At 43.7% G+C, this 24,699-nt stretch carries 22 protein-coding genes; 10 read left to right on the top strand and 12 right to left on the bottom strand.

The window, feature by feature from the left end; genetic code table 11:
• The first annotated feature begins 136 nt into the window (after positions 1–136).
• Genes QMY49_RS06525 through QMY49_RS06510 form a run of 4 tightly spaced genes read left to right on the top strand, consistent with a single transcriptional unit; the run spans position 137 to position 4,890 of the window.
• The gene (locus QMY49_RS06525) at positions 137–1,552 is read left to right on the top strand and encodes a TolC family protein (protein WP_101960517.1); all 1,416 of its coding nucleotides are present in this window, start codon (positions 137–139) and stop codon (positions 1,550–1,552) included.
• Between the two features lie 3 nt (positions 1,553–1,555).
• Positions 1,556–2,536: an HlyD family secretion protein gene (locus QMY49_RS06520; RefSeq protein WP_005446013.1), complete on the top strand. Its 981-nt coding sequence runs from the start codon at positions 1,556–1,558 to the stop codon at positions 2,534–2,536.
• Between the two features lie 18 nt (positions 2,537–2,554).
• Positions 2,555–3,742: an ABC transporter permease gene (locus QMY49_RS06515; protein WP_283313559.1), complete on the top strand. Its 1,188-nt coding sequence runs from the start codon at positions 2,555–2,557 to the stop codon at positions 3,740–3,742.
• Complete coding sequence (locus QMY49_RS06510; RefSeq protein ID WP_283313556.1) at positions 3,739–4,890, top strand: ABC transporter permease; 1,152 nt, start codon at positions 3,739–3,741, stop codon at positions 4,888–4,890. The genes QMY49_RS06515 and QMY49_RS06510 overlap by 4 nt, the downstream gene beginning before the upstream one ends.
• Before the next feature lie 237 nt (positions 4,891–5,127).
• On the opposite strand, the gene QMY49_RS06505 is transcribed toward QMY49_RS06510, so the two are convergent.
• The 6 genes from QMY49_RS06505 to msrP form a co-directional block, all read right to left on the bottom strand.
• Complete coding sequence (locus tag QMY49_RS06505) at positions 5,128–7,083, bottom strand: ATP-binding protein (RefSeq protein WP_283313553.1); 1,956 nt, start codon at positions 7,081–7,083, stop codon at positions 5,128–5,130.
• A gap of 535 nt (positions 7,084–7,618) precedes the next feature.
• Entirely contained in the window at positions 7,619–8,554 is a 936-nt protein-coding gene (locus QMY49_RS06500; RefSeq protein WP_283313550.1) for a DUF1848 domain-containing protein, read from the bottom strand.
• A 2-nt stretch (positions 8,555–8,556) separates the two neighbouring features.
• Entirely contained in the window at positions 8,557–9,339 is a 783-nt protein-coding gene (locus QMY49_RS06495) for a hypothetical protein (RefSeq protein WP_283313547.1), read from the bottom strand.
• A gap of 427 nt (positions 9,340–9,766) precedes the next feature.
• Positions 9,767–11,275: a DUF3360 domain-containing protein gene (locus QMY49_RS06490; protein ID WP_239912417.1), complete on the bottom strand. Its 1,509-nt coding sequence runs from the start codon at positions 11,273–11,275 to the stop codon at positions 9,767–9,769.
• Between the two features lie 416 nt (positions 11,276–11,691).
• Positions 11,692–12,309, bottom strand: a complete 618-nt coding sequence (gene msrQ, locus QMY49_RS06485; RefSeq protein WP_005446026.1) for a protein-methionine-sulfoxide reductase heme-binding subunit MsrQ — start codon at positions 12,307–12,309, stop codon at positions 11,692–11,694.
• Entirely contained in the window at positions 12,306–13,310 is a 1,005-nt protein-coding gene (gene msrP, locus QMY49_RS06480; protein ID WP_050908897.1) for a protein-methionine-sulfoxide reductase catalytic subunit MsrP, read from the bottom strand. The genes msrQ and msrP overlap by 4 nt, the downstream gene beginning before the upstream one ends.
• Before the next feature lie 272 nt (positions 13,311–13,582).
• On the opposite strand from msrP, the gene QMY49_RS06475 reads away from it, so the two are divergent.
• The 3 genes from QMY49_RS06475 to QMY49_RS06465 all read left to right on the top strand — a co-directional run bounded on the left by QMY49_RS06475 (position 13,583) and on the right by QMY49_RS06465 (position 16,220).
• A complete protein-coding gene (locus QMY49_RS06475) occupies positions 13,583–14,956 on the top strand; it encodes an MATE family efflux transporter (protein WP_283313542.1) in 1,374 nt (457 codons plus the stop codon).
• Between the two features lie 77 nt (positions 14,957–15,033).
• Positions 15,034–15,600 carry a Crp/Fnr family transcriptional regulator gene (locus QMY49_RS06470; RefSeq protein ID WP_283313540.1) on the top strand — a complete coding sequence of 189 codons (567 nt, stop codon included), beginning with the start codon at positions 15,034–15,036 and terminating at the stop codon, positions 15,598–15,600.
• A 98-nt stretch (positions 15,601–15,698) separates the two neighbouring features.
• A complete protein-coding gene (locus tag QMY49_RS06465) occupies positions 15,699–16,220 on the top strand; it encodes a YgjV family protein (protein WP_069687174.1) in 522 nt (173 codons plus the stop codon).
• 80 nt (positions 16,221–16,300) lie between these two features.
• Here the strand turns inward: QMY49_RS06465 and QMY49_RS06460 are convergent, their stop codons facing one another.
• Together QMY49_RS06460 and QMY49_RS06455 are read right to left on the bottom strand one after the other, a co-directional pair.
• Entirely contained in the window at positions 16,301–16,852 is a 552-nt protein-coding gene (locus QMY49_RS06460) for a carboxymuconolactone decarboxylase family protein (RefSeq protein WP_017818085.1), read from the bottom strand.
• Positions 16,853–16,892: 40 nt separating this feature from the next.
• Positions 16,893–17,135 (bottom strand): DUF2798 domain-containing protein, encoded by a 243-nt coding sequence (locus QMY49_RS06455; RefSeq protein WP_283313535.1) that lies wholly within the window; start codon positions 17,133–17,135, stop codon positions 16,893–16,895.
• Positions 17,136–17,283: 148 nt separating this feature from the next.
• On the opposite strand from QMY49_RS06455, the gene QMY49_RS06450 reads away from it, so the two are divergent.
• Positions 17,284–18,204, top strand: coding sequence for a LysR family transcriptional regulator (locus QMY49_RS06450; protein WP_283313533.1), 921 nt, complete (start codon positions 17,284–17,286; stop codon positions 18,202–18,204).
• A gap of 89 nt (positions 18,205–18,293) precedes the next feature.
• On the opposite strand, the gene QMY49_RS06445 is transcribed toward QMY49_RS06450, so the two are convergent.
• Complete coding sequence (locus QMY49_RS06445; protein WP_283313530.1) at positions 18,294–18,809, bottom strand: hypothetical protein; 516 nt, start codon at positions 18,807–18,809, stop codon at positions 18,294–18,296.
• Between the two features lie 127 nt (positions 18,810–18,936).
• On the bottom strand, positions 18,937–20,295 hold the full coding sequence (locus QMY49_RS06440; protein ID WP_283313528.1) for an aminotransferase-like domain-containing protein: 1,359 nt from the start codon (positions 20,293–20,295) through the stop codon (positions 18,937–18,939).
• Between the two features lie 161 nt (positions 20,296–20,456).
• Between QMY49_RS06440 and QMY49_RS06435 the strand changes: the two genes are divergently transcribed.
• On the top strand, positions 20,457–21,065 hold the full coding sequence (locus QMY49_RS06435; RefSeq protein ID WP_005446042.1) for a LysE family translocator: 609 nt from the start codon (positions 20,457–20,459) through the stop codon (positions 21,063–21,065).
• A gap of 133 nt (positions 21,066–21,198) precedes the next feature.
• Here QMY49_RS06435 and QMY49_RS06430 read toward each other — a convergent pair whose 3' ends face one another.
• Both QMY49_RS06430 and QMY49_RS06425 read right to left on the bottom strand, forming a co-directional pair.
• On the bottom strand, positions 21,199–22,365 hold the full coding sequence (locus QMY49_RS06430) for a hypothetical protein (protein WP_038897890.1): 1,167 nt from the start codon (positions 22,363–22,365) through the stop codon (positions 21,199–21,201).
• Between the two features lie 263 nt (positions 22,366–22,628).
• On the bottom strand, positions 22,629–23,525 hold the full coding sequence (locus tag QMY49_RS06425; protein WP_050939718.1) for an SDR family oxidoreductase: 897 nt from the start codon (positions 23,523–23,525) through the stop codon (positions 22,629–22,631).
• Between the two features lie 193 nt (positions 23,526–23,718).
• Here QMY49_RS06425 and QMY49_RS06420 point away from each other — a divergent pair, with 193 nt between their 5' ends.
• The gene (locus QMY49_RS06420) at positions 23,719–24,603 is read left to right on the top strand and encodes a LysR family transcriptional regulator (RefSeq protein ID WP_029788121.1); all 885 of its coding nucleotides are present in this window, start codon (positions 23,719–23,721) and stop codon (positions 24,601–24,603) included.
• Positions 24,604–24,699 lie beyond the last annotated feature (96 nt).

Below are 24,699 nucleotides of genomic sequence, written 5' to 3'. Positions count from 1 at the left end.
CACAACAACGGTGCGTCCAGCTAAGCCCCACTTAACTGGGCGCAACATTTAACCAACATTTCTTTTGCCCAATCACTTAACACTTTGTAGTGAATACTTTATATTAGAGCTTATACTCTAAAACAAAGTAGCCACTATGAAACAAACCGGAAAGTTCTGGATTTTGGGTCTTCTCAGCAGCTCAATTTCTCTTGCCTGTCACTCGGCTCCCATCACATTCGATGATGCATGGAATTTGTTGTTAGAAAACAACTATTCCCTTAAAGCACAACGTGCCAATGTTGAAAGCTACGAATACCAACAAAGTGCAACTGATAACCTCAATTTACCGCAAGTCAGTATTGGTGCGAACTACACACGCTTAGATACCGACGTAACACTGTCTGGTCAGCAAATTCTCGACAGCACTGGGCAACACATTAGCGTGCCACCTGTTTTCCAACCTATTTTTAGCGCTCTTGCGAGTACCACATCGACGATCACCGAACGCGACATCTTCTCTTCTTCGATTCGTGCTATCTGGCCGATCTTTACTGGCGGTCGCATCAATGCAGCTCAAACCGCCGCAGAAGGTAAAACGGACGAGGCAAAAAGCCAACTCGCAATGGAGCAGCAAGCTCGCTTTGAAGATCTCTCCAAATACTACTTCTCGGTCGTGCTCGCCAAAGAAGTATTAGCAACACGTCAAGCCGTAGAAAAAGGCTTAACCAAGCACCGTGATTTTGCGATTAAAATGGAAGAGCAAGGTCAAATCGCCCGTGTTGAGCGCCTTCAAGCGGAAGCGTCATTAGACAAGGCTAAGGTCGAGACGCGCAAAGCCGCCAGTGACCTGAGTATTGCTCAAGCGGCTTTGGGCAAGATCTTAGCGCAGAGCGATTCTGTAGAACCTTCAGAAACGCTGTTTATCAACAACAACCTTCCACCGTTGAGTGCGTTTGTTGATCAAACACTACTGACCTACCCCGGCTTAGATTTGTTGGATGCCAAGCACAAACAAGCGTCGAGCTTAATCAAAGCCGAGAAAGGCAAATACTATCCGGAAGTTTACCTATACGGTGATTACAGCCTATATGAAGACGATTCCCTTGCCAGCCAAATGAAACCGGATTGGCTAGTGGGTGTTGGCGTTAACATCCCTCTAATTGAGTCCACTGGTCGTAGCGAGAAAGTAAAAGCAGCACAAAGCATGGTCACCCAAGTGGATGCGCTGAAATCACAAGCGAAGCAAGACTTGTCGCTTCTGGTACAAAAGACCTACCTAGAAGCACAACAAGCCATTGATGAAGTGCAAGGTTTAGAATCTAGTATCGCCCTTGCGGACGAGAACCTACGCTTGCGCGAAAAAGCATTCACTCAGGGCTTATCATCCTCTTTGGATGTCGTTGACGCGCAACTGTATGTCGCCAGCGTAGAAACACAGCAATCAGCGGCACGTTTCCGTTATCTGATTTCATTAACCAAACTATTAGCACTGAGCAGCGAAATGAACAGCTTCGCTCAATACCAACATACTGCTTACGTTCCAGCATCAGCATCCAAAGAGGCAAAATAAGTCATGGCAGCAAAATCTCTAAAACCCGCTCTACTATCACTTTGTGCTTTGGGTGTCGCTTCTTGGGTTGGTTATCAGTTCTACCAAGCGTATCAACCAGAACCGGCACGTTTACAGGGGTTGATTGAAGCGCAGCAATACAGCATCTCTTCTAAAGTTCCTGGTCGTATTGATGAAGTCATGGTGCGCAAAGGCGATGATGTCGAGAAAGGTCAGTTGATCTTTACCCTTCACAGCCCAGAAATAGAAGCAAAATTGGAGCAAGCCAAGGCAGGTGAAAAAGCCGCTGGCGCATTGGCCCTAGAAGCAGAAAAAGGTGCACGTGAGCAACAAATTCAAGCCGCAAAAGACCAATGGTTGAAAGCGAAAGCGGCTGCAGATTTGATGGAAAAGACCTACCAACGTGTAAACAACCTTTATAAAGATGGCGTAGTTGCGGAGCAAAAACGCGACGAAGCCATGACGCAATGGCAAGCATCTAAATACACCGAAAGCGCAGCGTTCCAAATGTACAACATGGCGAAAGAAGGCGCGCGTAGCGAAACCAAAGTCGCAGCAGCAGAAAAAGCACGCATGGCGGCTGGCGCAGTAGCGGAAGTAGAAGCGTATGCCAAAGACACGCAAATCTACAGCTGGTTTGATGGTGAAGTCTCTCAAGTTTTACTGCAAAGCGGCGAACTTGCACCTCAAGGCTTCCCGGTTGTGACGGTTATTGATACCCAAGATTCTTGGGCAACACTGAACGTACGCGAAGATTTGCTCAAACACTTCACCAAAGGCACGACCTTTAAAGCGTACCTACCAGCGCTGGATAAAGACGTTGAATTTAAAGTGACTCACGTTGCTGTAATGGGTGATTTTGCTACATGGCGCGCGACAGACGCATCGAAAGGTTTTGATCTTCGCACATTCGAAGTTGAAGCTCGCCCTACCCAACCAGAGCCTGAGCTTCGCATGGGCATGAGTGTTGTGGTTGAGCTGTAATCGCGTTGGCTTAAGACTATGACGATTCAAATCTCACAACGACAAATCCTGCGGCGCGATAAGTGGTTATTATCTTGCCTGACATGGGTGCCGATCTTATTGGCCGTCACTATTTGGGGTGTTTTCTCTGCAGGTATTGCAAGAGATCTCCCGATTGGTGTGGTTGATTTGCAGCACTCGCAGTTGTCACGCAAGATGATTCAATCTCTTGATGCCTCTTCCACTCTTTCTGTTGATTATCACTACACTAGTTCAACAGAAGCGAAGAACGCGATGATCGAGGGTGATATCTACGCTTATGCTGTGATTCCCCCTCAATTCGACCAAGACATTCTTTTGCATCGACAACCTCAACTATCGGTCTTCTTTAACAGCCAATACATTTTGGTTGCCAAGTTGATTAACTCAGCGGTCGCGCAGTCTCAAGGGTATTTTGATGCGCAGTTAGAAACCATGGGTAACCTAGCAAAAGGCAACACCACAACACTTGCAGCTATTGGTCAAGCCGTGCCGATTTCCACCCAGATTACAGCCTTGTTTAACCGCAACACCAACTACGCTCAGTTTTTGGTAACAGCGATTGTTCCGGCGATCTGGCAGATCTGTGTCGTGGTCAGCACCATTTTGATCCTCGCAGCGCATTTTCGCCTTTATGGTAACGGCAACAATAGTTTTGCTTTCTTAGGCGAGCGCCCTTTCACTCGACTAAGCAAAATTCTAAGCCAGTACATTCCTGTCTTTATGGCACAAGGCGCGCTGTTCTTAGTCTGGTTCTACATGGTGCTTGATTGGCCGATGGAAGGCAGTTATCTGGTGATGCTATTAGCGCAGTTCGTAACGACTATCGCATGCATCATCATGGGGGCATTGTTCTTCTTCCTATCGATGGACCCAGCTCGCGCGATGAGCTTTGCTGGCGCATTTACCGCGCCTAGCTTCGCGTTTATGGGTATTACTTTCCCCGTTTCAGACATGAATGCTCTTGCCCATGCATGGAGAGGATTGCTGCCAATTACGCATTACATCGAAGTTCAAGTGGACCAAGCAAGCTACGGCGCAAGTGCGGCACAATCTATCGGCTCACTCTGGCCGATGGTTGGGTACATTATCCCGCTACTGATGACGGCAGCTTTATTAGCAAAACATCGCAACACAGCTTTGCTAAACAGCGCATCTTCAACAGATAGCAGCCAGGAGGTTGTATGACACTGTGGCAACTGATTAAAACAGAACTTCGTTCAGTGATGACCAACCCTGTCGTGGTACTGACGGTCTTTGGTGGCGTGGTATTTTACTCCTTCTTATACCCACTTCCATACGCACAACAAACACCGAGGGAACAGCCAATAGCGATTGTGAATCTCGATGGAAGCCAAACCAGTCTAACCTTAGAGCGCATGGTCGATGCGACGCCTCAGGTTAAGGTAGTGACGCGTTTACATACTATTGCCGATGCGAAACAAGCATTCTTAAACCGAGAGATAACTGGCTTCTTGGTGATTCCAGAACACTTCTACAAAGATTTGATGCTTGGCAGCAGCCCTACTCTGGCTTATGCCGCCGACGCTTCTTACTTCTTGGTGTACGGCACAGTCGTCGAAGGTTTAGCACAAGCTGGTGGTACGCTTGGCGCTCAAGTTAAAGTAAGCAAGATGGTAATCGATGGTGTGCCACTGAGCATGGCGAGCCATGACTACTCTGCAATCAAACTCAACATGAAACCAACCTTCAACCCAACCATGGGCTACATCGAATACGTGGTGCCAGCGGTGTTTGTATTGATCCTTCAACAAACGTTGATCATGGCAGTCGGGTTGCAAACCGGTACTCAGCGCCATGGTCGTGGGTATTGGTCACAAGTGCCAACAGGCGCTCTGTTGCTGGTCAGAACCTTGGTCTTCGTTGCTATCTACTATCTACTTAGTGCCTACTACTTTGGCTTCAGTTTTGAACGCTTGAACGTCAACCATGTTGCCAACGCAGGTGAGCTACTCACCTTGTTATTGCCATTCTTACTTGGTTGCTGTGGTTTAGGTTTGTGGCTCGGATACTTGTTACCAAGACGCGAGTTGGTGACTTTGGTTGTGCTGGTTAGCTCAATGCCATTAATCTTCTTAGCAGGCTTTATTTGGCCGGTTGAGTCGATTCCTGCCCCGCTGCTTTGGTTTGCTGATTTGAGCCCGAGCACGTGGGCAATCAAAGGCTTTTTAGCACTCAACCAAATGGGCGCAACGTGGCAACAAGTCGCTAAACACTGGACTGCTCTTTGGGTACTTACAGTTCTTTGGGGCGGCGTTGCTTACTGGATTGCCAAACGCAATACCAAACCAGTAGTAACAGAAAGCTTAGGTTAACGGCTTTTCATCCAATTAAGAAAGGGGCTCACGTAGCCCCTTTTTGTTTGCTCGGATATTTTAATGACTGAGTTGAGCAGAGGAATCACAGACTCCCTTCTGAACAGAAGCAAGATAGAACAGAGCTATCTTACTCGTTGTCAAGCGAAACTATTTGTAATACAGCGCATCTGGAAACTAGTGTTTTAAGACACGAGTAACTCGGATAAATCGTCCTCTTTTCCGGTCAGGAATTTGTTAACTCATTGGTAAGCCAAGCTTGTCGAAGAATGCCTTATTACGCTCTTTAGCCATGTTAACTAAGCGATCAAACGAAATAACTTCGATATATGCTTTAAAGCCTTTGTTGTAACCGAAATAACCTAAATGATCATGAGTCACTTGCAGGTCTAGCATCTTACATCTTTTAAGCAAAGATGGGGTGAGATCAGCGATCACGTAGCAATAGCCCGGTATGTCACTAGCATGTGGAATAGGACGACCTTGAGGTGTTTTCGTTTCACCATCTCTCACTCGCTCAAGGTAGCCAAGAGCTTGCTCAATAGGGTCCTTATCTTCTCCAGCCTTAACATCATTCCGCATAGGGCGTTTTATTTCGACTACGGTAATTGAAGCAAGCGGCATCGACTTTTTATCCGATACTAGCATTGGGTTATCGTAGATGTTCATAGCTAGTAAATCAGGTTCTTTACCGCTGTTAGTATCTACAATAGGCATATTAGAGAGCGGTTTATCGGATGCTAAATAGTTGTGGAATGCCAGACGTTCATCAACTAGCCACAGGTTGCAAGAGTCTAAGAAGACTTCACTCGAGTCTTTTCTCATCGGCATGATTAGCTCGTGGATGATTTCTTCTTTGGCATACTTACCATCAGAAGTACGTTCGATAGACTTTTCTAGCAAATCGATAATCACTTTACGATGCGATACATAATTAGCTAAGTCGGACTTTTTCAAGTCTTCTACTTTTTGTAAATAGCTCTGGATACGTTCTTCATACTCCTCCGCTTGCTCATTGCGCTTCGGAGTCATGATTTGCTGACCTTCACATAGCAACTGACGCTCTACTGCATACCACTGCTCATGAAGGTGCAACTCTACATCTTTATCAGACTTATCCGGATCAATAATCAAGTCTTTTTCTTCGATGTAGTTGGTAATTGGACGATAACGAGGAGCTTGGGTTACGATGTACTCATCAACCCTACGCCTACCTGCCGAGATATTCTTTTCTAGGACATCTCTGAGGTAAGCTTGTGCTCTTTTAAGAACATCTTCACGAATTACCTTTATTGACAGCTCTTGATCAGCAAAGAGACCATCAAAACTTTCGGCTATTTCAAATGACGTTCGTTCTGCCCGAACGTTGTCATCCAAGAACTTAGACGATACGTAACAAGTGTAAACAAACTCTCCAGAGTCATCAGAAATCTTCTGGTAAAGACCAGGTAGTTTGCCTTGAATTCCTTCTTCTTTTACCAAGCGGTTAGCAGCACATAAAGACAGTTGGTGCTTCTTGTTAACTGAAGCTCTGAACTTGATGTGTGTAAGCTCAAACATCTCACCAAGAATTTCAATCTGTTCATGCGCAGCTTGTGAGTGCATGTGAGCATCAAACAATTTATATAGACTGACAGTTTCTGAACCATCTTCAACAAAGATCTGAGGCACACCTCCTTCACGGACGAAGTACCACAGACAGTGCTCTAGCAGGGCGTTGGCTATTGTTTCAGTACCTGATGGGACCGCTTTTCTATACGCCTTATCAAAATCACTAAGTGTTATTACAGAGCCAGTTTGATTCTGCTCTGATGATGTAACCTTATCGCCATGTACACCGTTGCTACTGTTAAAAGCGAACTGACGGTGGCTAAAATTTTCTTGATCAGAAAAAACGCTTGATACACTTACTTGGTCAAATGCCTTAAGCCACAATAAGCGACCAACACCACGACACCCTTTATCTATCTTGTGGTCAGAGTCTAAGGTCTGAAAAGAGTTAAAGTTTACGTTGTTGAAGCCACAGCCATTGTCTGTGACCTTGAATCCAAGAATAGGCGCACAAGACGCACCACCAATATCCATATCTCTTTGCGGTTCACGAATAATGGTTAGAGTGATTTTGCCTTGGTCTGTGTTGCCTTTTTCTTCAATAGAGTGAATAGAGTTAACAACCGCCTCAAACACTGGCATCAAGCCGTGATTCCTTGGCAAAGAGGTATTTCTAAGTCGACCTCTGAGGTTCGTGTGCAAGCTCATCGCCAGCCCCTTGAATTCAATATAGTGATTTTAATTTTAGATTAGGACAGCATATTATTGCATAACTAGTTTTAGATTAAGTGAAATTCTCAAATTTTCCGGATTTCATTGTCATTTTGGTAGCTAGCCTCTCAATACTAGTAACAACAAAAGTATGAGGAAAAATTATCTGCTATTCCATAATGCTTTAACTGTTTAACCCTTCGTCAATGGCACTAAGGAATAAAGTTAGAGAGGGGCTGTTCAAATTTGCAATTGAAAGGTTGCAACTCGTAATGGAGCAGGATCGTGTTAGCTAATAAGGCTAACACGATATGGAGATAAGCCTAACGCGTATTGTTCAGATAACAAAATGTAGCTTGAAGCCCTTATACTTGTTAAACCCAACTAGGAGGAGAGCTAACACATAGTGAAAATGCCAAGCGTTGCGAATCAATCCTAAGCAGTTTGTTAGAACAATTTATACGCACTAAAATAACGTTTGCTGGATAATAGGTTTAGCTAGCAAGTTCTTTTCCACACCATCGATACCACCCAACAAGAAGGGGCTATCCGGATCATGCTTTAGTTTATTCTTCTTAACAGCAGTTTCACTAAATGTTGCATAACAATAAGAACATCCGTGAAGACAGGTATTATATGTGCCTATGTCAACACTTCTGATACAACCACATTCTGTTCTTTGTCCTGAATCTTTTAATGAAGATAACTCTAAACCAAACAGCTCATGCAAAAGCTTATCGTCTATACACTTACCATGGTTAATTCCAAGATTACCTAACTCTACATTTTCTGCACAACTTTCAATTTTCAGTCCATAAGAATGGCAAACGTCTACCATATACGAACATAACACTAGCAATTCTTCGTTATTCTCTACTATATCGTGATACTTTAAGTTAGATATAGAATCAAGATTTCGAGTTGTCTTGTTATACAAATCAGCAAAACTAATAACGACTTTATTGGTTCTCCCTTTCAGTAAGTGTGCAATTTTTTCAAACTTACGTTTATGCTCATCTATTGGTGTTACATCAGAAATCAATATAGGGTCATACCGCCAAATAATTTTTTCGGGCCCAATAAGATCACTTAGTTTTGAGAATGTCTCTATTGACTTATATGTACTTGGCAGGTGCTTTTCCAGTAACTTAGGGTAGCCCGTAATAGTATATTGAAAGTAATAATTATAATTATTAAGCAAATGAAGGTGCTTGATCATTTTTTGAGCATCTCTTGTCCAAAAAACAATCGCGTCGACATCGTCTGGAAGCAATGACACTCGTCGTACCTGCTTTGCATTGTATGGGTTTCTTGTTAACAAGAAACCCTCTTTGATTCGGTTCAAAAACCATCGGTGGTAAAATGCAGGTATGTCAGTTCTTCGACTAGCACTAATAATCACAGTTATTTCCTATACTCAAATACTACGGTTTTTCCAGTTCCGTCCAAGCTATTAACAGAAAGTCCATCCGGGACATCACAAACTATATAGTTGTTCGGAATTTTATGCCAACCATAGCCCTCATAACCATCAAAATAGTAGCGGGTGAAGTTAGGGAGATATGCACTTACGCTATTATGGAAAACATCCCTACCGAAAGCGTAATGATTTATGTCAGTAAATATAACAATAGCGTTATCAGGTAAAGTGGATTTAATGGCAGATTTCAGGTTGTCCAGAAATGAAACGTGCACGCCATTCCTATATAAAGTAGAAAAGACCTTACCAACAATTACAACATCTACGTCACCAAATTCAAATGGTTCTGTTAGATCGAGTGACTTGAATTTACAATTAGGTTTTACTGGTCTAGCAATGTCCCAACATGTACTTGTATCTGCTCCTGTATAGCTCAATTCAACTTCAGGCTTATATGTAGAAAGATATTCCTCTAGCGCATAAAAATCTGGAGCGAACCCGCACCCTAATGACGCTACTCGTACCTCGCTGCCATTTAACCTTTCCTTAAAATCTGATGCCACTAAGTAATGATATATTTCACTAACATATGCAGGTCCATATCTGAGGACATAGGTACTCATCTTCTTTGGGCAGTCATACGAATCAGAACGACTATTGTAATCCTGGCTTAACGCATCCACACAATTACATGGAGTCTCATCCGTCTTACAGCATTCTAGTCTGTTTATTTGCTCATCGCAGTTTGACAAAGCTTCACTTAACATATTTTTTCCTTTTTATTGTAGTAACTAACCAAATCACGATCGTTCTAACGCTTGTTAGACGACTTTTTGCCTCAACTCATCCGTACATTGTGCCGTTTAATCGCGCACATCTCAATAAATAAACTTCATAGTTTCAATAACATAAATTAATTGCATACACCCTTAATTGCCTATTGGAAGCTAATCACGATTTCATCGAACCGTGAATCATGGTGAAATTTACCCCCGTTATACAACACGGATATTCACGACTAACTGCATTAGAAGAATGGATAACTTTTGGTAGGAAAAAAGCTCATGAATAGGATGGGAATGAGTAAAAGATCTAAGCAACTTTTCAACAAAAACGGTTTAACTCCAAAGAACTAAACCGTTTCTATCAGGTTAGAAAAAGGGCTTCAAACTATAAATCGTACAATGAGCCTATCTAACGAAAGCTTGGGATAATTGCTGGAATCCCCGGAAGTAAGCCCACCAATGCCATTACGCTTGTTAGTACAATAAACATAATGCCAGGCAACACCCAACGGCTCATTTTACTCAGCTCTCCACTACGTTCTTTACAGCCGACTAAGCCTAAATTATCTAGCAACATGGTGAGAGACCAGCCAAATGCAGGGTTAACGAGCGCTGAAGAAAATACAACAATCGCCGCCGATTGAGTGGTTTTCCCTTCACGCGTCATTTCCATTCCTGCTTCTAGCAAAGGAACAAATACTCCAACAATGAGCGCAACACAAAGTACAGGTTGCCAGATCGCTAAGTCCATTGGGTAGCCCCAAACCGCGGCGATGATACAAAACAGCGCCGTCAGCAAAGCGCCAGCAGGAATTGGACGTTTAGCGATCGCCGCCGGAACGATGTAAGTTCCCCAAGAAGACGTAAAGTTAGTACCACCGAGCAGAGAACCGAACGTCTGACGAATGGAAGCGGTGGTCATGGTATCGTCGATGTTCATATGTACTTTTTCTGTACGTTTTGGATAGCTGATTTTTTGAAACACTTGATGCCCTAAAAAATCAGGCGACCACATGGCTACGGCTAAAATAGCAAAAGGCAATACCACCATGAAATGCTCAATCGTAGGTAAACCTAGCATCCAACCCGTATCTTCCCCCCACCAATACATCGGATTCATATTAGGCAAGCCGGGCTCGGTTTGAAAAGAAAACGGAGCGCCCATAGCAAAAGCTAAAGTACCGCCTAGCAAGCAACTAAGAGGAACCGCTAGCCAACGCTTACGAAAGTGTTCCAGTAATGCATATAAAATAATGGTGCAAAAGATCACAACAAAAGCAATGTGGCTCATCCCTATTCCCTCTGCCCATGCGAACAACTTTTTGACTTGAGAGACGGTTCCAACAAAGCCAAGGTAGAGCAATAAACCACCACACACGCCTTTACTGGTGAGATTTGCCAACATACTGCCACCTTTACTGATGGCTAACAGTATGCCAAAAGCGCCAATCAGCAGACCAAAGGCCATTGGGTGCCCGCCTGCTGCAACGACGATAGGAATTAATGGGATGAGCGGGCCGTGTGTACCCGCGAGGTTTGCGGTCGGCAACAGAAAGCCTGAGAAAAGAATAATGAAAACAGAGGCGATGAGTAGTTCATAACGTACATTTTCTAAAACAAAGCCTTCATTCAACCCTAGCGCTCCGGCAAAGGTTGCTGCAATGGCTCCCACCATAACAACTTTACCAATGGTCGCGGCCATCGCCGGAATGGTGTCTTCTACCTCGAATCGATAATCTTTAAACGGCAAATTAGGACGCCAACGTTTAGGCGCCATGATTTGCAACTCGTGCTCTAAATATTGTTCTCGGGACTCAAACTCCGAGCTAGGTTTATGTTGTTGTTCATAAGTGAGTTCATCCTCACTGGCTTTAGGCTTATCTGTTCGAATATGTACGGACTCTAAAGTGCTGCTCATTGTGATTCCTTTCGTTCACACTCTAAGGTGTGTTTTTCCAACCAACGTTGTTTGCTCAATAAACGAAGATTAAGCAAGTCGTTGTCTCTATATTCTCTGCGACAAGATCTCGATAACTCACGTTTATGAACCCTTTAAATTAAGTTACTAGTACCTTATACCAAACGAAAAAGTACAAATAGTCTCAGATGGTTAGACATTAGTCGTAGGGTTCGGGCTAACAGTATGAGCGTTGTGATGGGATCTGATAAACCTAGCTCAAGGTCTTTGGTGAAAGCGAACGAAAGGTGTGGAAGCCTGGTGAGCTAACAGCAACAGAAAGCTTGGGTTAGCGGCTTTTTATCCAATGAAGAAAGGGGCTCACGTAGCCCCTTTTAATTTATCGATTCATGTGTCGCAATTAGTCTAACAGCGCATCAACTGGATAATAGCTTTCGAAACACTCGCTGTTTTAATGTCTTCCATCGAGCAAAAAGCAAACCAATAGCGATTAAAATGTAGATCGTCGGCTCTGCTACCTCTGACTTCACCGACCAATAGAAATGAATCGGCGCCAATATCGCAGCTAAGTAAACCCAGTTATGCAGCTTTTGCCATTTAGGACCCATCTTGCGTTGTATAGATTGAGTCGAAGTCACCGCCAGAAGTAACAAGATTACCCACACTGCTGCACCAACGGTCAAGTAAGGGCGTTTGACGATTTCAGAGGCAAGCAAACTCCAATCTAACCCTAAATCAAGAACAGCAAACGCAACCAAATGAAGCACTGCCCAGAAAAAGCTGTAGAGCCCGAGTAGTCGTCTGACTCGAACTAACAATCCCTGCTTGGTCCAACGCGCAAGCGGAGAAACCAACAAGGTAATAAACAGCGTATTCAGCGCGCTAATACCCGTGTAATGGATAATGCCTTGAACAGGGTCGCCACCTAAGTTGTCGGTATTAATCGCAATAACCAGCAGACCTAAAAAGCCTAAAGAGACAAGATGGATAAGGACCTTAAGCGCAATGATGTGTTTTGGCGTCAGCTTTCTCAATAGAACTTCCTCAGGTCCATATTCTTATAGAGATGCGCCACCTCTTCCTCGTAACCGTTGAACATCAATGTTGGCTGTCTGCGAGTACTGAGCACACTGCCCTCACCGATGAAACGCTCGCTTGCTTGGCTCCAACGTGGGTGGTCAACATTTGGGTTCACATTAGCGTAAAAACCGTATTCATTTGGTGCTAAACGATTCCACGTTGTTGGCGGCTCTCGGTCAGTTAAACGAATTCGAACAATAGACTTAATGCTTTTGAAGCCATACTTCCACGGTACAACTAAGCGAAGCGGCGCACCGTTTTGTGGTGCAAGCGTCTTACCGTACAAACCCACAGAAATCAGTGCGAGCGGGTTCATTGCTTCATCAAGACGAAGCCCTTCAACGTAAGGATATTCAATACTGCTAAACGAGCCTTGGGCTGGAAACTGTTTCGGGTCGTAGAGGGTTTCAAAAGCAACGTATTTCGCGTTACTTTTTGGATCCGCCATTTTGATGATGTCTGCTAGAGGAAAACCAATCCACGGAATGTTCATTGACCATGCTTCGACACAACGTAAGCGATAGATTCGCTCTTCTAGTGTGAACTTGTTAAAGATGTCATCGTAGTCGAGCTTAATCGGGTTATTCACCAAGCCGTCGATCTCAACCGTCCATGGGTCAGACACGAACTCAGAAGAGTTTTTCGCTGGGTCAGATTTATCGGTACCAAACTCATAGAAGTTATTGTATTTCAAAACCTTGCTCTCAGGAGTAAGAGAAAGATCCGCTTGATACTGCTGTGGCTTAGTCACACTAAGGTCAATTCGATTATCTGAGACTGGCTTTTCCTTTGACGAGAAGATGTCCAAAATACCAGCTTGTGCATTCGCAGCGAGTGGCATACCGACAACCGCAATGCCTAACTTTTTCAATATTTCACGACGCTCTTTATAGACGGACTCTGGCGTCGCTTCGTTTTCAGATAAAGCCCAGCGATGATTCTTCTTAATCCACATAATCTTCCCCGAATGTGTTCATACTTTAGTAAATAGCGAACTGGTAATACGTTGATTAAGACAGACCGTAGCAATGGCAGTTCTATTTCATAGAAAACGAAAAACCGATATGCATATAAGTTTGCAATTACTATTCAGCCGCACGGTGGAACACACAGCGACTTCATTATTAACCAAATCTAAAAACTGATTTAGGGATTACCCCTCTTATCATTAACAATCACAACTCTATACTGGCATTGTTCCCAAACTTTCCAATCATGAGCCTTGTGATGCTAGCGATTTCCTCGACTTTAAAATCCGTTCTCGAAAAAACACTGCCGTTAACGGTCGGTCTCTTTGCGATAATGTCAGTACAACTTATTGATGCAGTGTTTATCGGCAAGCTTGGTGTAAACGAGCTTACGGTGCAAGGTATTACCATGCCTTTCCAAGCTGCATTTATCGGCATTCAAGTCGGCATCGGTGTCGCGGCAACATCGATCATTTCTCATGCTTTTGGTGCAAATGACACACGACGAGCTACCAATACGGCTTCACTTGCATTGCTTGTTGGAAGCGCTTTTATCGCACTTATTGGAGTTACGTTGTGGTTGATGGAACAAAGTGTGTTTTCCGCATTTATCTCTGTGGAAGACGGCGGCACCCAGTATCAGCAACTTGAAGTGTTATTTGGTCAGTTCTGGGGCTTATGGTTGTTGAGCGCACTATCGAGTGCTGTGCTGTATTTGATGACCTGTGTTTATCGTGCGAATGGTGACACTAAAGTCACTGGCTCCGTTTTTGTCATCGCAAGCCTTATCAACCTCGTACTTGATCCAATCTTTATGTTCGTTCTTAACATGGGGATCGCAGGTGCAGCGCTAGCATCTATGCTTGGTTTTGCCATCAGTGCGGGTTACATGATGCAAAGAGCTAAAGGTCGCCATTGGTTCGCTCCTTTCTCTTGCGCTTTAGCCAACAAAGAGGATTTCAATCTACTGATCAAAACCACGATTCCAACCATGATGAACCAAATCTTACCGTCAGTCAGCGCGTTCGTGACTGTGATGTTCATCGCTCATCTTGGTGCCAATGAAATTGCGTTTTGGAGTTTGCTCAACCGAGTCGAGAGCTTCTTGCTAATCTTCACATTGGCGCTCACCATGTCGTTACCACCGATGATTGGTCGTGAGCTCGGTGCCGAACGTTTCGATTCAATCCAAGCGCTTGTTCAATCAGCTTCTCGCTTTGTGATCTTGTTGCACTTGGTCATCGCAACTTTGTTGGTGGTAAGTTTACCAATCGTTGTTCCTCTACTATCGGCGGACAACACAATGCAAGATTGGTTGAAGCTAGCCCTTTGGGTGATTCCGTTTAGCTACGGTCCTTTAGGCTTATGTATGGTTGTCACTTCAATCTTCAACGCATTGGGTAAACCCAAAATCGCCCTTTTCGTTTGCTTTGTTAGATTGCTGGTTCTGTACATCCCAGCGATTGCGATTGGTTCGTTACAGGGTGACATTTTTACTATCGTCATTGCGGCAACAATAGCGAATGTACTCGCTGGATTGTTTTCATGGTTACAGTTAACGAGCTATGTAAAGCAAAACTTATCCGCTACTCATGCCCCCATGATGAAAGTGAAAACAGCAGAACACCGATAATCAATAGTATCTTGGATATTTCGAGTGATTAAATGTGTTAGTCTTGGTGAAATAAAGCAAATATGGAACCTGTTTTTATGCTGGGTAAATTCACTAAGGTGATTGACCATTTCTCTGATATGGGTGTTCCACCTCAAACGATTAAACCCTTGTCAACTCAGTTTAAATTGCTCTCACTAAACCCATCAGATATTTTGCTCGCACAGGGATCTCAGCAGGACTATGGCTATTTTATCCTGTCCGGAATACTTAGAGCTTGTCATTACGGTGAGAACGGTCTTGAACGATGCAAAGAGTTTTATTTTCAAGATGAGCTATGCTTCCTCTATTCAAGTTGGTTGCAGGGAATGCCTGCCCAATATCAAATTGAAGCTATTACAACAGCAGAAGTAATAAGGATCCCTTTGAATTTACTGGCATTGCCTTCGTTCTCACAAGCCAAAGTCACACTGTTACAGCAACAATTAATATTCAAGGAGCAGAAAGAAGCCCTTCTATTACTCCACACACCCGAGCAAAGGTATCGGCACTTGCTGCAGTATTGGCCACATTGGTTAGCCAAACTTAATAACATTCAGATAGCCAGCTATATCGGTATTAGCCCTGTCAGCCTATCGAGATTGAAAGCCAGAATAAAAAGCTAAATATAAAAGGTAGGAATTAACTAAAGTTAATTCCTACTTTAGGGTACATACGCATAATCCCACCTCCATATTTATTCTAAATTTTGTAGGAGGGAAGCATGTCGGCATTTCTTTGGTCCCAAATATTGATAGCAATCGCCATCGTATTCGATCTGATATCATTTCAATTTAAAAAAAGGCAAAAAATTGTCTGTTGCTTATGTGCATCTGGCATCTTGATTAGCACCCACTTTGTTCTACTAGAGCAATGGACCGCCGCAAGCTTAATGTTACTCGCTAGTATCCGCTATTTCACTAGTATCTTTACTACATCGAAAAGGTGGATGTTTCTGTATTTAACCTCTGCGTTGATGATCACTGTGATGACCTTTGTTGACTTAATCAATTTGCTTAGTTTTGGCGGAACGCTATTTCAGACCACAGCTGCATTTTGTAAAAGTGATCAACGTTTACGTCAATTAATGATTGTCGGAACTTTGCTTTGGCTAATACACAATTACCTTGCAGGTTCTCCTACCGCGGTACTAATGGAGCTGTTGTTTATTAGCAGCAATCTTATCGGCTATTATCGTTATTATGGGATACGCCAAGACCTGTTGACTCAGAACAAGTCCGTATAAACATATGCCGATATTTACGACAAACAACATGAAAAAAGAGCGAACTTAGTCGTTCGCTCTATGGCATCTAGCTCATTGGACTACTCTTTAGACCAAGCAAACTTTTCAAATACTTTATCTACTGGGGTGTGAGCAACATGGTTTACGTAGTTACTAATCACTTTTTGCGATAGACCAAGGATCACTTCCAGAACCTGTTGCTGACCGTAACCTGCTGCAAAAAACGCTGCTAGTTCTGTTTCTGATACATTGCCACGCTCACGAACGACAGCAAGAGTAAAGTCTTTTAATGCTTGAAGCTTTTCAGTTGGCATTGCTTCATCATTACGCAATGCTTCAGTCAGTGCTGGGTCTACTTTCATTGAGTGCGCGATCCCGGTATGTGCAGGAACACAGTAGTGACATTCGTGCTCAACGTTGATGGTTTGCCATACCACTGTTAGCTCTTCAGCGTCGAATGATGTATTAGTGAATTGCTGATGCAGTTGCGTGTACGCCGTTAGGATTTGAGGAGACTCAGCCATTACCGCGTAAAGACCCGGAATCATACCCATTTGCTTTTGTGCACCTTCAAGGATTGCTTTGCTTTTTTCTGGTGCAGACTCAACAGTGTGTAGTTTAAATTCGTTCATTTTTCTCTTTCCCATTCTCTAACTTATTAACTTTACTGACTTATTTCACTTCTGGCTCTAGCAGGACTTTGGTTACAAACAAACGAACCGCTGGCGCTACAAGGGCTAAAACTAACAGTGCATATGGCACCATTTGTGAAACTGCGTTTAACCATGCATCGAAGAACATACCGTTTGTAGGTAACGCCTTAGCAACCATGATAGCTGGCATGCTAAGAAGCATAGTTGGTAGAACCATAGAAACCATTAATGGGTACTGGAACTTGCGCGGAAACTTTTTCATATTTGACTCTCTTGTACCTTATTTCGATTGGCTAATTGATGGGGATATATTAGCCCCGACCATCGCAATCAAAAATAGACAACATTGAACTTGAACCTTTCATATTTGAATGATTAACTCAAAGTGTCATTCCCAAGAGCGTTCAATTATGAAAGCAAAAGACATCTCCAACCTCTATCTGTTTTGCCAATCTGTCGAGTGTGGCGGCTTTGCTGCGGCGAGCCTCAAAACACACGTTTCAGCCCCAACGCTGTCAAGGGCGGTGGCAAGCCTCGAAGATAAACTGGGTGAAAAACTGGTACACCGTAATGCAAAACAGTTCCAACTCACGACTGCAGGCGACGAATACTACCAACGCTTCGCTGCCCTATTTATGCAGTTAAATGATGAATGGACGCAGCTTTCGAATAGCCAGCCAGTATTGACGGGTGAAATCCGAGTCTCTTGCCCTGAGCCATTTGCTGATAATTTCCTGCAAAAGATGGCGATTGAGTTTATGCAGCTTCACTCAGAGGTATCCGTAACCATTCAATTTAGTGCAGGCACTGAGCGTTTCTTTGATGAGCAGATTGACCTTGCGATTGTAACGACCCCACCTCATGCCAGTCATTTAATACAGCGTCGGTTATTTGAATCACCATTAATGCTCGCAGCATCACCCAGTTATATCGCAAAACATGGTCAGCCAGAACGAGCAGAAGAGTTGATTAACCATCAGCTACTCTCAGGTAATAACTTGCCGTATTGGGAGCTAAAAGAAAATGGCAAAGCGATCCGTATTCCTTATCAGCCTCGTTACTCAATCAGCAGTCTGCGGTTAAATATTGATGCGACAATAGCAGGAGCTGGGATCTGCATGATGCCAAGAGCCGCCTTTGAAAAGCATGCAGAAAGAAAAGAGTTAGTAGAAGTATTGCCAGAACTAGAATACCCAACGGGTAAAGCATTCTTGGTGTGGGCAGACAGAAAGCTGATAGCGACCAGAGTGGTTGCCTTTAGAGACATGATTTTTGAAAGGTTTGGGCAATCGGCAGAATTTCTGGCTTCGATTCACTCAGAGCGAAATTAGTAGTTGTTGTATATATGAAATGCCTATTTATAAATGAAATGCGCCAGACTAGACGAACTAATCTGGCGTTTGTTTTGTTACTTTAACGACTACTTTTTACGAAAATATAGGAATGCATTTAACCAAGCTAACCCAAGAATAATCAGCGTCATTACAGGTGGCTTAGACTGAAGTGGTAGCACTTCGGCTGGCACATTTGGCAATAGGTGAACATACACCGCGACAATCATAATTGCGGTAGTTAACAGCGCTGATAACTGCATGGCTTTATCTTTAATTGGTGCTGCGAGTACCTTATTGCCAATCATCACCACAAGTAGCAGTAAACCTGCAAAAATCTCACCTAATTGACCCATCCATCGAGACAAAGTAGGAAAAGGCAGTTCACTTAACGCAATCTGTTTTGCGAACATAGTCGCAAACGGGTCAAAGAATTTTACGGTTCCCGCCATCACCATAAAGGCACCGAGAAAACCAGTTAGGATCTTTTGAACTTTTGTTCCTGCGCTGTCGGCTTTGTCATAATTACGAACCAAAAAAACACTCGTAACGAGTAGCATCGCGCCGATAAGTGATAATTCAAGACCTAATTGTGATGTGCTCATAGCAAACCTTCATTATGTGTTAGCAAGTTGATGGCGCTATTCTACGAAATACAATAAACCTCAAAAATAGACAGGTTTGATTTGTATCCGTTCAAAAATGCAAGATTAAATATTACCTCTAGAGCCTTTAAGTGAGCCGTGCGATTTGCTCTCTTACGATCTCTAAAGCGGACTGCAATTGTGGGCGGCTTAGTGGACCGGCGAGTGATATCCTCACCGCTGCTGGCACTTCATACCGACCCACGGCAAACATTTCTGCTTCTCTCACTCTGACCCCATGTTTCAACAACGATTGGTTAAAGTGATACCCTGTTAATGGCTCAGGCAAAGGTAACCATACATTGTAGCCAGGGACGCCAATCTGGATTTCGGGAAATACAGCCTTCCAGATCCGATGACGCGCACTGAGTTCCATCGCGATCTCTTCGTCCACCGCCTGCATCGCTTCGCTGGTTAACCAACGACAAACCAGATCGATTATCAAAGGGCTAACATACATACAGCTGGCTCGTAGCGCTCGTTGCAGTAACTCTTTGAAAGACAATGGAAGAATGATAAAGCCCAGTCGCAATCCACCCGCGAAGTACTTAGAAAAACTGCCCACGTATAAGGTAATATCCGGAGCAATAGCGACTAAAGGACTCTTTCGATGGGATGGCGGGCAGTAGAGAACGTCGTCCTCAATAATCAACACATTGTAACGACGGCATATTTCTATGATTTTTAGTCTTCGGCTATCTGTTAATTGAGCTCCGGTCGGGTTTTGTATTCCCGGCGTGAGATAAAGCAGTTTTGGGCGATGCCTCTTACAGTGCAATGCCAGATCTTCTGGATCTAATCCATGTTCATCGACTTTTACTGGCACTAGCTTTCGTTCGGATTGCTGACATGCATAGATGAACTCTGGATAACACAGCCCTTCGGTAAGAATAGTATCTTTTGGACGGCTTAATGCTTGAATAATCAGCGAGATCCCGTGTTGCCCTCCATGAGTCCACATTAGACGCCGTGCGTCAATATCGATATTAAACTTGCTCATCAGCCATTGTCGAAGAGTCTCGTTATGACCCTGAATGCCATCAGCGGAGTAGTAATCCAGCACGGCTGCCTGCGCGATCTCCTCGTGAGATAACTCTTTCAACGCATTCGCCAGAAATTTCGGCTGCGATAATAACAAAGGTCGGCAGCGCGCTAAATCAATGCCTTGTTCTTCCAATACCGGATGATAAAAGTGGTTCAGTTCAGTTTCTCTGTTCCGAACATAAGTTCCACTTCCTACTTTTGGCTCTGTTAAGCCCCTCCGCTCAAGCTCCTGATACGCCCTTGTCACCGTTCCAACCGTCACACCCAAGCGATAAGACAAAATACGCTGAGGGGGTAATTTCGTATCTGGTTCAAGTTCACCACTCTCTATCACCTCAGCAATCGCATCAGCCAGTGCCATAAACTTAGGTCCGGAACGACCCGATATATCAGGGACTAACATTGTCTCTCTCCGAAGGGGTACAATTAATTCTTGTATTCAGGATAAATAAGGCCTGACGAAAATGAAATCAAAGAATTGTCACCATGACGCATTAAATGTAGGTCTCTCTCACTTCGCCCCTTTACTCTTGGCTCAGCAGCACTTATTTGAGAGGAAAGGAAATGACAACATTATGGGACCTAATGCCAGCGATGAGTTTATTTGCGTTTGTTACCGCCATCACGCCCGGTCCAAATAACTTATTGCTCGCCAACTCAGGGGCACAATTTGGTGTCCGGAAATCATGGCGACACCTAATTGGTATCCGTATTGGTGTTATCGGGTTAATTCTGCTTTGCGCGTGTGGTGCCGGCGTTGCTCTCCAGACTCATCCAAGTTGGTATCTCGCCATAAAATACATCGGTCTGGCTTACATGTTCTGGTTGATAATAAAGCTATTGTGTACCAACTCTTTCGCGGGTAAAGCCACCAAAAGCAAACCAATCAACGTAACTCAGGCTACGTTGTTTCAACTAGGTAATATGAAGGCTTGGATGGCATCACTTGCTTTGGTCACAAGTTATAGCCTCCCCTCTAGCTATTGGTTATCTGTCGCATTGATTACTTTCGTGTTTACGACATTCGGACTGCTTGCCAATATGACTTGGGTCTGGGTTGGTCAAAAAATCCGTGTTTATCTCAATACCACATTAAAGCAGCGTATGTTCAATATCAGCCTAGCAGCGATAACATTCATATCATTGTTACCAGTGTTGGAGCACTCAATCTGAGTACTAACGGTTAAGTAATACTGGCTGGTGAATCAAAAAAGATAAAACGCCCACACTGCTGAACAAGTGTGGGCGTTTTTGATTTTAGCGCCGTACCGAGTAACTGGATGAGCTCAATACTCTTCTGCGCGCTCTACAAAACAGGGACGTGGTGCGCTTCCACTTTTGTTTTATGAATATGGCTCATCTTATGGGTATTAACGAAATCTGTTCCATCCGCAAATTTCTTTTTCACGCTATTTGTCAGTATTGTAATGGTGTTACCAAAAACGGCGTCAGTGTGGCGGGCATATTCACACATCGTTGTCTTAACGCCACGTTCAGCAAATTCCTTCTCCATCTTACGAGAATAAGTAACGAATTCAGCCGGCGTGATTTGCTCGTCTAATTTCGCATTATCTACAACCTTGCTTATCACCTCATTTGGCGTTAGTGATTTATCGAGATTGTCTAAGATCTCCACTGCTTTTTTAGGATGCACAGTTGGCGCTCTTTCACAGGTGTACAATCCATAGAGGAACTCGACAACCATTTCGATAGCTTCTTTGTCGTGTCCACCCATCAGATAGCTTCCGTTACCTACTGCACCGCCAGAAAATTTGCTCTCGCCATTAAGGTGCTTAGCTAAATTGCCGTCTGGCTTTATGCTGACACCGATATCGAAGAAGTAATCTCCGGCATTTAGGGCGAGTAAGGAGACCATGTTCTTTGCAAAGGCAGGACTACCGTAGTTGATGCTTGCCTCATACAACTCTGTCATCTTCTTCGCAATGGCAGGTGTTGTCATGTTTTTCTTCGTCAGTAATTCATCAACTGAAACGAATTTAACATTCTCAGGAAGCTCTACACGTGAGTCGTAACAGGTTCGACCTTTCGTACGTCTATCGACATAAATAACGTGTTTCACCTTTGGAGTGACTTTAGCATTACTAATTACATTCAGCAGACCATGTTCTTTTTCAACACTTGGAATAACATTGTCTTCGCCACTTTCTGCTTTTGTATTGACCCAGCAATAAGCAACTGTCTTGGTCGGTAGTTTGGAAAAACTCGGTTTTGCACACAACAATGAACTGAGACCACTCTTTTTCTTTTTTTCTTTTAATGGCGTTAGTGCGACGTCGGTGTTTTCGTTGTTGCGCTCAGCAAGGACTCTCTCTCGGTTAGCAGCCCAGCGTTTATTGTCTGCTTGCGTAACTTTTAGTTCTTCCCTGCGAGCTATACGTTGTTGTTCAGCGCGCTCTTGGACGGATTGATGTGCTTGTTCGGTGTGGTCACTTGGAGGAGATTGATATCGCATTAAGTTAGCCCTAATTACCAAATGTAAGAATTTGTTACAATATGATAAATTTGACACTTAGAATAAAGAGTGGTGATGAAGTAACCGTTCAATAAGGTATTATTACTAAACAAAAGCTCATTATGAAGGGGAAAATTCATTTATTTTCTCTTCGACCTGTTCGCTATTAATACGTTAAAACCAATAAATAATTTATAGTTAAGGTCTCGTCAACGACATTTAAAAAGGGACTCAAATGAGTCCCTTTTTAGTTTCAAATCATCTTAAGCATTCGCTAGTTTTTGTAGCTCCGCTTTGTTTGCTTCTAACCAGGCTTCAAAGCTTTGTGGCTGCTTACCAGTTAGCTTTTCAAATGCCTCACTTGTGCCGTCTGAATAGTTTCCACGGTTGTGTTTGTCCATTGTTACACATAACTCTACGATTGGTGCAGGCAATTCAAACGACTCTAACTGTGCTTGGTAATCCTCATCAGACAAGTTCACCATAGTGGTCGATGTACCCAACACTTTATCTATCACCTTCGCCATTTCAGCGTGTGTCATAGATTGCGCACCGTTCATTGGAAGTATAACTTTACCTTGCGCTGGTTTTACTAATGCAGATGCCGCTGCAAAAGCCAAATCTCTACGTGATAACTGAGCCGAGCGACCTTCTGCTGCCGACGTCAACCAATGACCCGATTGTAGAATGCTTGCGAAGTACTCTGCCAAGTTTTCAAAATACCAATTGTTGCGCATGATGGTGGCATGAGGGATGCGACTTTGTTTAATCGCATTTTCAGTAGCTTCATGCTCATGAGCAAACATCACTGGCGAACTCTCTGCAGAAGGCATCGACGTATAAGCGATATGGCTCACCCCTACTTTTTCCGCTGCCGCTACAGCATTCAAGTGTGCTTGAGTACGAGGACCAGAAGCGTCGATGCTAATAAGCAGCATGCTGTCTGCGCCGAGAAATGCTTTCTCTAGTGACTCTGGGCTAGAAAAGTCTGCTTCGCGAACATCCACACCTTGGCTTGCTAACGCTTGCAGTTTGTCTGCATGGCGAGTAGTTACAATCAATTGACTTGGTTGAACATTTAGCTCTTCAAGCAGTGCTTTTACTACTTGTGAACCTAGTTTACCTGATGCACCTGTTACTAGAATTTTGCGATCTGACATGATGGTTTCTCCATTCAATTCTTAAATAATTTCTTTTTAATAACGCGGAGATGACCAAGCTGCTGTGGCTCCCCGCTGTCGATGGAGACACTATATCGTTTGATGATTGATAGATAATTACCCTTTGATTAAACTGATTGTTAATTACTACTAAACAATAGTGAATAATAAGAACTTCCGGACAATAAGCTATATGATTTCACTCGATGACATGATGGTCTTTGCTAAAGTGGCAGAGAAACAATCCTTTACTCAAGCAGCGGATGAGCTTGATATCGGTAAAGCGCGTGTATCGCAGATCGTCTCTAAACTTGAGCAAGCGCTAAATACACGTTTACTGCATCGCACTACTCGCTCTCTTTCATTGACCGACGCAGGGTTGCGTTACTATGAGAAATGCAAACTGATTGGCGATATTGCATCTGAAGCGAATGCAGAAACGCAAGATGCTAACCAGATTCCAAGCGGTACGATTCGGATATCCACACCTAGCTCAGCGATGGTGGATATACTGAGTGAGTTCATGCACCTCTACCCGGAAATCAAACTCGATATTATTGAGAGTGACAGTTACAGCAACCTGATTGAATCTCGTTGTGATATTGCACTGCGTGCCTCTTCCGCCCTTGAAGATTCGAGCTTATATGCGATCAAGCTTGGTTATTTCCGAGATGTGCTTTGCGCTACCCCAACCTATCTAAGCAAAGTTAAGGCGGTATCCACACCTGAAGATCTCTTAACACTGGATTGGATTAGTCACCATATCGTTCACGGTGATAAGCAGCTTACGATGACCAATAGCAAAGGTCAGGTGACACGTTTGATTCACAGCCCAAAGGTACAAGTGAGAACCGCTGCGACAGTCAAAGCGTTCGTTCTGAATCATCTTGGTTTTGCCATCATGCCGAGCTTTATGATGAAGGAAGAGTTAGCGCGAGGAGATCTCGTACGTATCCTACCTGATGTGCACGATTTAGAAATACCGATTTATGCAGTGTACCAAGAGAAAGCGCTAATGCCGCTAAGAGTACGCACACTGATCGAGTTCTTAAAACAAAAGAGCGATGCGTTTGAATAACGTCAATCACGAGTCATCAAAACAGCGCCATAAACATAAAGCAAAGCCCACCGACAAGTGGGCTTTGTATTTTACTGCTATCGATACTTTCTACTA

It is taken from the genome of Vibrio harveyi, from assembly GCF_030060435.1.
Taxonomy (GTDB): Bacteria; Pseudomonadota; Gammaproteobacteria; order Enterobacterales; family Vibrionaceae; genus Vibrio; species Vibrio harveyi.
This window is presented reverse-complemented; position numbering and strand designations above follow the sequence as displayed.